The organism is Maribacter sp. IgM3_T14_3 (genome assembly GCF_049603095.1).
Classification (GTDB): Bacteria; Bacteroidota; Bacteroidia; order Flavobacteriales; family Flavobacteriaceae; genus Maribacter.
The window spans coordinates 102,549-113,710 of record NZ_CP187138.1 but is presented as its reverse complement, the minus strand read 5'-3'; the positions used below and the strand labels follow the sequence as shown (position 1 = coordinate 113,710).

At 35.3% G+C, this 11,162-nt stretch carries 6 protein-coding genes; 1 reads left to right on the top strand and 5 read right to left on the bottom strand.

Translation table 11 applies throughout. The annotated features are described in order from the left end of the window. Window positions 1-81: 81 nt before the first annotated feature. From ACPF9A_RS00520 to ACPF9A_RS00500, 5 genes are all read right to left on the bottom strand, one after another. Complete coding sequence (locus tag ACPF9A_RS00520) at window positions 82-1,893, bottom strand: acyl-CoA dehydrogenase family protein (RefSeq protein WP_424000643.1); 1,812 nt, start codon at window positions 1,891-1,893, stop codon at window positions 82-84. 77 nt (window positions 1,894-1,970) lie between these two features. After that, window positions 1,971-3,161, bottom strand: a complete 1,191-nt coding sequence (locus ACPF9A_RS00515) for an acetyl-CoA C-acyltransferase (RefSeq protein WP_424000641.1) — start codon at window positions 3,159-3,161, stop codon at window positions 1,971-1,973. A 99-nt stretch (window positions 3,162-3,260) separates the two neighbouring features. Beyond that, window positions 3,261-5,666: a 3-hydroxyacyl-CoA dehydrogenase NAD-binding domain-containing protein gene (locus tag ACPF9A_RS00510; RefSeq protein WP_424000639.1), complete on the bottom strand. Its 2,406-nt coding sequence runs from the start codon at window positions 5,664-5,666 to the stop codon at window positions 3,261-3,263. Between the two features lie 33 nt (window positions 5,667-5,699). Then, window positions 5,700-6,131 (bottom strand): MarR family winged helix-turn-helix transcriptional regulator, encoded by a 432-nt coding sequence (locus ACPF9A_RS00505; RefSeq protein WP_424000637.1) that lies wholly within the window; start codon window positions 6,129-6,131, stop codon window positions 5,700-5,702. Between the two features lie 384 nt (window positions 6,132-6,515). Beyond that, complete coding sequence (locus ACPF9A_RS00500) at window positions 6,516-8,288, bottom strand: AMP-dependent synthetase/ligase (RefSeq protein WP_424000636.1); 1,773 nt, start codon at window positions 8,286-8,288, stop codon at window positions 6,516-6,518. Window positions 8,289-8,542: 254 nt separating this feature from the next. Here ACPF9A_RS00500 and ACPF9A_RS00495 point away from each other — a divergent pair, with 254 nt between their 5' ends. Then, on the top strand, window positions 8,543-11,140 hold the full coding sequence (locus ACPF9A_RS00495; RefSeq protein ID WP_424000634.1) for a DUF6923 family protein: 2,598 nt from the start codon (window positions 8,543-8,545) through the stop codon (window positions 11,138-11,140). The last annotated feature ends 22 nt before the right edge of the window (window positions 11,141-11,162 follow it).

Below are 11,162 nucleotides of genomic sequence, written 5' to 3'. Positions count from 1 at the left end.
TCAATATTTACCAAACAAAAAAACCGCCCCAATTGCGACGGTTTAATATTCAAGTTACCAAACAACAAAAGGTAATCTGAATTAGTCAAACGTATAACCGTTATCTGCAGAAACTTTATCAGCAATTTGCGTGCGTAAAGCCACTACATTAGGGTAATTTGTATATTTAGTGAAACGTTTAAGTCCCATTAACATCATTCTTTGTTCATCACCTTCAGCAAAAGAAACGATAGCTTCTTTACCTTTATTTATGATGGTTTCAGTAGCATTGAACAAATATAATCTAGACATGGCAATTTGAGTAGCTTGTGCTTCTTCGCCAAATCGTTTTGCATTTTTCTCGGTACGTAATAAAGCAGATTCTGCCATATATACTTCAATAAGAATATCAGAAGCAGCCAACATTAATTGTTGGTGATTTTCTAATTCTGCACCGTATTTCTGTACCGCAGATCCAGCAACCATTAAGAAAACCTTCTTAAGTCTTTTTAAGATATCTTTTTCTTCAGCGAATAGTTCAGAAAAATCAGGAGTATCGAAAGAAGGAATACCCATAAGCTCTTCACCAACAGCAGTAGCAGGACCTAAAAGATCAACATGACCTTTCATTGCTTTTTTCACAAGCATACCTACTGCCAACATTCTGTTGATTTCGTTAGTACCTTCATAGATACGTGCAATTCTTGAATCTCTCCAAGCAGATTCCATCGGAGTATCAGCACTAAAGCCCATACCACCAAAAATCTGAATACCTTCATCAGTAGTGTTTTGACAATCTTCAGATACAGCTACTTTAAGAATTGAACATTCGATAGCATATTCTTCAACACCTTTAAGTTCAGCCTCTTGGTGTGTATTACCTTCAGCTTCACGCATAGCAATACGATCTTCTATGTTTTTAGCAGCACGGTAACTAGCAGACTCATCAACATATACACTAGTTGCCATTTCGGCAATTTTAGATTTAATCGCTCCGAAGTTTATAATCGGAGTTTTGAACTGAATACGCTCGTTGGCGTATTTAGTAGCCTCACCGATAACTCTTCTTTGCGCATCTAAACAAGCAGCCGCTAATTTAATACGACCAACGTTCAATGCATTCATTGCAATTTTGAATCCGTTACCTCTTTCAGATAACATATTCTCCACAGAAACTTTAGTTTCGTTAAAGAATACCTGACGAGTAGAAGAGGAGTGAATACCTAATTTCTTTTCTTCGTCACCTAAAGTAATACCGTTACTTGGGTCATTTTCTACAATGAAACCAGTAATATTTTTATCATCTTCAATACGAGCAAATACGATAAACATATTACAGAAACCTGCGTTAGAAATCCACATTTTCTGACCTGTAATACTGTATGATTTACCATCTGCAGAAAGAACAGCTTTAGTTTTTCCTGAGTTAGCATCAGAACCAGCACCTGGCTCAGTAAGGCAGTAAGCGCCGAACCATTCTCCAGAAGCTAATCTTGGTACATATTTTTGTTTTTGCTCCTCAGAACCATAAAGCGTAATTGGCATAGTTCCAATACCAGTATGTGCTCCAAAAGCAGTACTGAAAGAACCAGTTGCACCTGAAATGTAATCACAAACTAACATGGTAGAAACGAACCCCATACCCATACCACCGTATGATTCCGGTACAGCTACACTTAATAATCCTAATTCACCAGCTTTACGCATGGTTTCTTCAGTAAAAGCGTAGTCTTTATTCTCAAAACGCTCCCAATGTGCCCAAAGTTCTCTGTCTACGAATTCTCTGGTACTCTCACGCATCATGCGTTGCTCTTCATTCAAATCTTCTAATGTGAAAACATCTTCACAATTGGTTTCTTTAACAAGGAACTGTCCTCCTCTAAGAATGTCTTTTTTTACTGTATCTGTACTCATGTTGTTAATAGTATTTAGTATAAAGTAATTAGTATCAAGTATTAAGTAAACACTGTAATATTAATTAGTGAAAATTGTTAATTTAAAAATTCAAATATTCCGGCGGCTCCTTGACCTGTACCTACGCACATGGTTACCATACCGTATTTACCTTGCATATTTCTTTTACGCATCTCATCAAATAACTGTACTGATAATTTTGCTCCTGTACATCCTAATGGATGACCAAGTGCAATTGCACCACCATTTACGTTTACGATGTCTTGATTGATATTCAATTCACGCATTACTGCCAAAGATTGTGAAGCGAAAGCTTCATTCAATTCTATTAAACCAATATCATTTAGTTTTAAATCTGCTTGTTTTAATGCCTTTGGTATAGCAGCGATAGGACCAATACCCATTATTCTAGGTGGTACACCAGCGGCTGCATAGTTTACTAAACGAGCGATCGGTTCAAGATTTAATTCTTTCACCATTTCTTCACTCATTATCAAAACAAATGCTGCACCATCACTCATTTGAGATGAGTTACCAGCAGTTACACTTCCGCCAGCAGCAAAAACTGGGCGAAGTTTATTCAAAACCTCTACAGAAGTTCCTTTTCTCGGACCTTCATCTTTGGTTACTGTATATTTACGATGTGCTTTTTTTCCGTTAGCATCTAAATATGTTTCCTCAACTTCAATTGGTGCTATCTGACTTTGAAAACGGTCTTCTGCTTGTGCTTTTAAAGCTTTCATATGAGAATTGTAAGCAAACATATCTTGATCTTCACGAGATACTTTATATTCATTTGCTACAGCTTCAGCAGTATTTCCCATTCCCCAGTAATAATCTTCATGACCAGAATTTGCTAAATCGTAGTTCAGTTCTGGCTTATTACCCGTCATAGGAACAGAGCTCATACTTTCGGCACCACCAGCAATAATACAATCTGCCATACCAGCTTGAATTTTAGCTGCGGCAATACCAATAGTTTCCAATCCTGATGCACAGAATCGATTTACGGTTACGCCCGGTACATCAACAATATCCAATCCCATTAATGAAATTAGTCTTGCCATGTTCAAACCTTGAGAACCCTCAGGCATCGCATTACCTACGATGACATCATCAATACGTTTTTTGTCGAATTGTGGCAATTCCTTCATCATATATTCGATGGTTTCGGCAGCCAATTCATCTGTTCGCTTAAAACGGAAAACACCCTTCGGAGCTTTTCCAACAGCAGTTCTATATCCTTTTACTATATATGCAGTTTTCATTTTTTATGCTTTTGGCTATTAGCTTTTAGCTATTAGCATTTAATTGTTGTTTTATAATAGACCGATAGCTAATTGCTACAGGCTGACAGTTACGCAATTTTAGTTACGTAATGGCTTACCCGTTTTCAACATATGCTGAATACGTTCTAGAGTTTTTCTCTCAGTACATAATGATAAGAAAGCTTCACGCTCTATATCTAATAGATATTGCTCAGATACTAATGTAGGTTCTGATAAATCACCACCCGCCATTACATAAGCAAGCTTATTTGCAATTTTCTTATCATGTTCACTAATATAGTGGCTAGCTTCCATAGCATCTGTACCTACCACAAACATACCTAACGCTTGTTTACCTAATACCTTAATATCGTTGCGAGCTGCTGGTTGTGTATATCCAGATTCTGCCATTAAAATAGCATGCGCTTTGGCAGTTGCTATTTGACGGTCTTTATTAACGACTACAACATCTTTTCCTTTTTGAAGCAATCCTAAATCAAAAGCTTCGTAAGCTGAAGTAGAAACTTTTGCCATACCTATAGTTAAGAAATATTCTTGCAAAACGTTTAATTCAACATCACCTTTTTTAAAGGTATCTTGAGCACGTAAGGCCATCTCTTTAGAGCCACCTCCACCAGGAAGAACACCAACTCCAAATTCTACAAGTCCCATATAAGTTTCAGCCGCAGCAACAACTTTATCTGCATGTAATGATATTTCACAACCACCACCTAATGCCATACCATGTGGTGCAGAAATTGTCGGAATAGAAGAATAACGCATACGCATCATCGTATCTTGGAACATTTTAATAGCCATGTTCAGCTCGTCATATTCTTGCTCGACTGCCATCATGAAAATCATACCAATATTAGCTCCTACAGAGAAATTCGGTGCTTGGTTACCAACGACCAAACCTTGAAAATCTTTTTCGGCCATGTCTATTGCTTTATTCAAGCCAGCTAAAACATCACCACCAATGGTATTCATTTTCGATTGGAATTCAACATTCAAAATTCCGTCACCTAAATCTTCTACAACAACACCGGCATTTTTAAATACTTCTTTAGATTTTCTAATATTATCTAATATGATAAATGAATCTTGACCAGGAATTTTTTCTAAAGATTTTTTCGGAATATCATAAAAATAGGTACTACCTTCTTTTACAGCGTAAAAAGAATTCTTACCGGCAGATTTCATTTCTTGAACCCAAGCAGCAGCTTCTAGGCCTTCAGCTTTAATAAATTCTAGACCTTTGTCTAAACCAACGGCATCCCAAATTTGAAACGGACCATGTTCCCAGCCAAAACCAGCTTTCATGGCATCATCTATCTTATAAAGTTCATCTGTAATTTCAGGTATTCTATGAGAAACGTAAGCGAACAACTGTCCGAAACTCTTACGGTAGAACTCACCAGCTTTATCTTTTCCGCCACAAAGAACAGCAAAGCGATCTACAACTTTATCAACCGTTTTCGTTAATTCTAACATGGCAAATTTTGCGCTTTTTTTAGAACGATATTCCATCGAATCTAAATCAAGCGTTAATATTTCAGTATTACCTTTAGCGTCACTATCTTTTTTGTAAAATCCTTGACCTGTTTTACTTCCCAGCCATTTGTTTTCCATCATGGTATTGATGAAACCAGGTAGTTTAAACAAATCAAGACGTTCATCATCTTTACAGTTATCATATATACCATTAGCTACATGTACCAAAGTATCTAAACCAACAACGTCAACAGTTCTAAATGTAGCAGATTTTGGTCTACCGATTACAGGACCGGTAAGCTTATCAACCTCTTCAACAGTCATATCCATTTCCTTTACCATATGGAAAAGGCTTTGAATGCTAAAAATTCCAATTCTATTACCTATAAAAGCAGGAGTATCTTTGGCAACTACAGAAGTCTTACCTAAGAATTTTTCTCCGTATCCATTTAAGAAGCTCAATACATCAGCATCTGTTTTTGGACCAGGGATGATTTCAAAAAGTTTTAAATATCGTGCAGGGTTAAAAAAGTGCGTACCACAAAAATGCTTTTGAAAGTCATCACTTCTACCTTCAGACATAAATTTGATAGGAATACCAGAAGTGTTAGAGGTAATTAAAGTACCCGGAGTACGGTACTTTTCAATATTTTCAAAAACTTGTTTTTTAATATCTAATCGTTCAACTACAACTTCAATAATCCAATCAACTTTAGATATTTTTGAAATATCATCTTCCATATTACCCGTAGTAATACGGTTTGCGAAATTTTGATGATAGATAGGTGATGGCTTAGATTTCAACGCTGCCGTTAAAGAGTCATTTACCATTCTATTGCGAACTACCTTGTCTTGCAAGGTTAAACCTTTCGCTTTCTCTTTGTCATTAAGTTCTCTAGGAACAATATCTAACAATAAAACCTCTACGCCAATATTTGCAAAATGACAGGCTATACCGCTACCCATTATTCCTGAGCCAATTACCGCTATTTTTTTAATGTGCTTGTTCATGTAATTTATACTGTATTAATTTGATAAGTTGTATTAAAATAATTTCTTGTCTGCAATCAGTTTATTGATGGCATCTGTAACTTCAAAAAAACTTTCTAATTTTTCATCGGTAACTTCATTTTTTACTGCCTCGTTAAACCTAAGAACAGTGTTTTTAGAATCGTTCCTTTTTTCAAGCCCGAAGTCCGTTAAATAAATAAGAACACCTCTGCCATCGTTAGGGTTAGGTTTTCTTAATATAAGACCTTTTTTTTCCATACTTTTTAGAATCCTAGAAAGGCTAGTCGCTTCCATTCCCATTTTTGGACCTAAGGAAGTAGAAGGTGTGCCTGTTTTTGGATCGATACTCAATAAGGTAAAACCAACAGCCATAGTAGAATCAAAATTCTTTGCTTCTTCATTATACATTCTAGCTACTGCTTGCCATGTAGCTCTCAACGCATAATCTATCGTTGCTTCTTTCATACTCTGTTAGTTGGTTCCCAAATATAAGAAAATTTATTATGCATGCATAATAAATTGGTAAAATAATAATGTTCAAATCTTATAGTAATAGTATGTTATGTGGTAAGAGGTTTACTAAAACGATTTGATTTACTACGCTATGATAAACTAAAAATAGTTACAAGTATTGTATTTGTCCATATTGTAATAACAATATACAGTTGAAAGCTATGACAACTAATAATGGTATTCTAGAAAACTATATTTAGTAGTAGACACCTAATAGTTAAAACAACAATACCACATTTTAACAAGACATTTTTAGAATTTGCAAGTTGAAATGTGGTATATAGTATGAATTTCAATTTTAACAAAATTGAAATTTTAGAAACTTAAAAGCATTAGTTAATGCTCATAAATATCATTGTATAGGTCAATGTATTTTTCTTTAATTATTTTTCGTTTCATTTTCATGGTAGGGGTAAGGTGTCCGGCTTCCATACTCCAAACTTCGGGGGTCAATCTAAATTGTTTAATTTTCTCCCATTTGGCAAAGCTTTCATTTGCTAGAGCAACTTCTTCATCAATTCTGGCAATAACTTTTTCGTTCTTTGCGATATCGGTATTATCACCTACAGCAATATTCTTTCTTTTGGCCCATTCTTTAATATGTTCAAAATTTGGCTGTATTAATGCGGCTGGCATTTTTTCACTTTCACCGATTACCATAATTTGTTCAATGAATGGTGATTGTTTAAATCGATTTTCTAAAAGTTGAGGAGCGACATATTTACCACCAGAGGTTTTAAACATTTCTTTTTTACGATCTGTGATTTTTAAGAATCCGTCGCTATCTAATTCCCCAATATCTCCAGTTAAAAAATAACCGTCAACAATGACTTCTTTTGTTTTCTCTTCATCCTTATAATAACCCAACATAACTTGTGGACCCTTAATGCATATTTCACCATCTGCGGCAATCTTAACTTCAGTACGGTCAATAGGTTTACCAACGCTTCCAATTCTGAATCCGCCTTCGCGCATATCATTAACCGAAATTACAGGTGAAGTTTCAGATAGTCCGTACCCTTCCATGAGTCCGAATTCGGCAGCATTAAAAATTCTAGATAATCGTGGTTGTAAAGCAGCGCTACCAGACGCAATTAAACCTAGGTTACCGCCTAAGCCTTCTTTCCACTTACTGAAAATTAATTTTCTGGCAATAGAAAGTTGTGTTTCGTACCACCATCCGTTTTTACCGTATGGTTCATATCTAAGACCCAAGTCTACAGCCCAAAAGAATAGTTTCTTTTTAATACCGGTAAGCTCTGTTCCTTTGGCATAGATTTTATCATACACCTTTTCTAAAAGTCTTGGTACCGCTGTCATTACATGCGGACTAGTTTCTTTCAGGTTATCACTAATTTTATCTAAAGATTCAGCATAGTAAATAGAAACACCTCTAAATTGATATAAGTAAATTAACATTCGCTCATATACATGGCATAGGGGTAAGAAGCTTAATGCCTTTGTATTTCCGTCTTCAATAGGAAATCGCTTGGAACTTTCAATGGCATTCGATACTAGATTATTGTGCGATAGCATAACACCTTTAGGTCTACCTGTTGTACCTGAAGTATAGATTAATGTTGCTAAATCGTTTGGTGTAACGGCATTCATTAGTTTTTCAACTTCGTCTTGATTTGAAGTATCTGCACCTAATTCTAAAACCTTGCTCCAATTATCGCAACTAGATAGCTCTTCAAAAGAATAGACATTTTCTAAGCTTTTGACTTGATCTTTAATTGAAAGCACTTTTTCATACACTTCATCGCAAGAAACAAAACAGAATTTTGCTTCAGAGTGATTAAGCACATAGGCGTAATCTTCTTCAGATATAGTAGGGTAGATTGGTACATTCTGAGCACCAAGCTGAAGAATACCGATGTCCATAATATTCCACTCCGTTCTATTGGTAAGTGATATTATGGCAATCTTATCATTAGGTTTAACCCCTAGGCGTAAAAGCCCACGGCTAATGGCATTTGCTTTGTCTATATATTCTTGAGTAGAGGTTTTAATCCACTCTCCATTTGTTTTTGACACCAACGCCTCTTTTAAAGCATGTTTTTCTAGTTGGTAATAAGGGAAGTCAAAAAGACGGGTAACTTTCTGCATATGTAATTTCTAATAAGAATTGCAAAATAGTGAAAGAACTCGATATTTTAAAATTGTATTGTTAAATAAACTAGCATCTTGTTACAATATTCTTAATTCTAGACTATTACAATGTAATGTATCGAATTTAGCCATTCATCTACAATAAATTGTATTTGAGCGTGTTATGTATACATCTCATGTGTTTGTAAGAAAATTCTTTAATTATTTCTATTAGATTTGAGCAGTGAGATTAATCCCAAATCGTCGAAAACATGGAAAAAAAATGCTTTAAAAATATATTTTTAAACTCGATTACTGTAATTATTATAGCTTTTTTTAGTTGGAATATGAACGCACAGGCAGAACCTTTCAACTGCGATTTTAATGCTTATCTGTTTCAATATAATGATATATATGCATTAGACCTTACATCAGGTAGTTCTTATTTGGTCGCTGAAAATATTACTCCAGGTAATATGAACGGTGTAGGTTACAACCCAACAGACGGTTATTTGTGGGGATATTTATCGACCCCATCGAGTACTATAGTAAGAATTGGAAAAAACTATACTGTAGATCAATATACAATACCAGAATTACCATCGGGGAATAAATATGTGGGCGACATTTCTCCTGATGGTGTTTATTATTTTAAAGCAGGAGGTTCCTCTTATTTTAAAGTAGATATTAATCCAGATTCACCAACCTATCTTGAATATTTAGGTGCTTTTGAATTAAGTCAAAGTTTAGGTATTGCCGATTGGGCTTTCAATGCTGCAGATGGTATGTTGTATACAGTAGAGGGCGGTACTCGAAAACTATATAAAATTGATCCCGAAACAGGTAAAGTTTACAACTTAGGTGAAGTGCCTATTATAGAAGGGTTAAGCTATACTTTTGGCGCAGTCTATTTTGATGTTGATGGTAACTTCTATATTTCTGCCAATCAAACCGGTTCAGTCTATAAAATTGAGGAAGTCCAAAATATTACGGACGGAAATATGAATTCAAATATTTTTGCATTCGGTCCGGCTGCATCTAGTAATGATGGTGCACGTTGCCCCACTGCACCTGTACCGCAAGAAGATTGTATAAATGGTGTAGATGACGATGGTGATGGATTGGTAGATTGCGATGACCCTTCATGTTCTGGTGTTGCTGCTTGCCCTGTAATTGTAACCACTTCTAGTGCAAATAAAGGCGGATTAGAAAGTAACGATAGGTTAGCGAATTTGATTAGCAAAAGAAACTTTAATAGAGCAAAAACGAACTACGTATTTGATAAATTAAATGCGAAGAAACTAGTTAAAAATGCGTTTTATGGACTTACTTCTAAAACAGCGATTGATGAGATACCTTTAAATAGCCTAGTGCCATTGGGTGTTGTTGGCGAGACAACTACAATTGAGTCATCACCTAGCGATTTGTTAGACTTAACGAATGCATCAGATATCTATTCGGTAGATTATTTAAACGGTTCTGAAAACTTAGGATCATTGATGGTCATTAAAACGGATAATAAGGTATACGAGCATAGTAAGTTTATCTGTGATCGTTTTCTGGGAGCGCAATTATTATCTGTTTCGAATATTCAGTTACGAGAAAAAGATTTTATCAAGTCCATTATTAAACAACCAGACGGTAGTCTTGAGTTTGCTTTGACTTTTTCAGCTAGGGTAAATGCTGATGGTAATTTCACCATTGAGTCGCATTGGAATATTGATGCTTATGCTAGTGATACTGGGTATTATAATTTTCAGATATGGTCAAATTCGGTAGATGATCTACTGTTATTAGCAGACGAAATTTTAAATCTTTTAGAGGTTAATGCAGCTATCACACAATATAATGGATCGACTCCGCCGCCAGTTTTCGTGAAGTCTGCTAGCTATAAGAACGGAGAAGTCTTATTGAATTTAGTGAACAATAATAATTCTCAAAGTATTAATCTAGAAGGCGGATTAAAATTAACTGAAACTAGTGACACTGAAGTATTAGGAGTAACTGCAGATATTGATGGGTATTTAGATTCCGTTGCTCTAAAAACAGGAACCTTGTTCGACTTAGGATTTAGAATAAGTGCTGGTTTAGGTATGACACCAGATGATCTTTTTGTTGCCGATGCGCCATGGGGCTTAGATGATTCTGCCGAAGAAACAACTGTAGCTACTTATGAAGTGTTACCTGCGGATGGTCCTTATATTGGTGAGGGATATCCTATTGAAAGAAATATAAAATTAGAAGGTAGCACTAGTAATTATTTAGGCGTGTACCGTGCTTTGAGTCCGAGGTTTACAGCTGTCGATTTAAGTAAATATGGTAAAGTAAGTTTTGAGGCTAAGGGAACCGGAAATTTAGATGTACAATTGATAAAAGGTGATGGTTCAATTTATAAAACAACCATCAGTTTAGAAAGTAAAATGGATGAATATACGTTATCTGCAACCGATTTTAAAAATGACTCAGATGCAGGTACTGATTTCTCTGATATAAAAGTGCTTTCTTTTAATCTAGTTGCTGAAAATGGGTATGCAGAAGAGAAGTCTATGGAGTTACAAAATATAGATTTTCATAATCGTGAACTGGGTCAAGAGTTTGTAGATTCAGATTTGAATAAGTCGATTGTATATCCGAACCCAATGATAGATAGTTCTAGCTTATATTTTTATGAAGAAAAGGCAGATACCTATCAATTAGATATTTATTCTTTGAGTGGTAGATTACTTATTAACCACCATATGGAAGGTGAAAGTGTAGCAGGGCAAAATGAAATAACGATAAAAAGAAAAGACCTATCTCCTGGGTTATACCTATACAAACTACAAAACTCTAATAAAAAAACATGGAGCGGTAGATTGTTGGTTAGATAATACGTTTTGGTTATAAAAAAAG

What these genes read in the sequence shown, in the direction of transcription:
- ACPF9A_RS00520 (WP_424000643.1), bottom strand. Translation starts at nt 1,893, where the DNA reads ATGAGTACAGATACAGTAAAAAAAGACATTCTTAGAGGAGGACAGTTC.
- ACPF9A_RS00515 (WP_424000641.1), bottom strand. Translation starts at nt 3,161, where the DNA reads ATGAAAACTGCATATATAGTAAAAGGATATAGAACTGCTGTTGGAAAA.
- ACPF9A_RS00510 (WP_424000639.1), bottom strand. Translation starts at nt 5,666, where the DNA reads ATGAACAAGCACATTAAAAAAATAGCGGTAATTGGCTCAGGAATAATG.
- ACPF9A_RS00505 (WP_424000637.1), bottom strand. Translation starts at nt 6,131, where the DNA reads ATGAAAGAAGCAACGATAGATTATGCGTTGAGAGCTACATGGCAAGCA.
- ACPF9A_RS00500 (WP_424000636.1), bottom strand. Translation starts at nt 8,288, where the DNA reads ATGCAGAAAGTTACCCGTCTTTTTGACTTCCCTTATTACCAACTAGAA.
- ACPF9A_RS00495 (WP_424000634.1), top strand. Translation starts at nt 8,543, where the DNA reads ATGGAAAAAAAATGCTTTAAAAATATATTTTTAAACTCGATTACTGTA.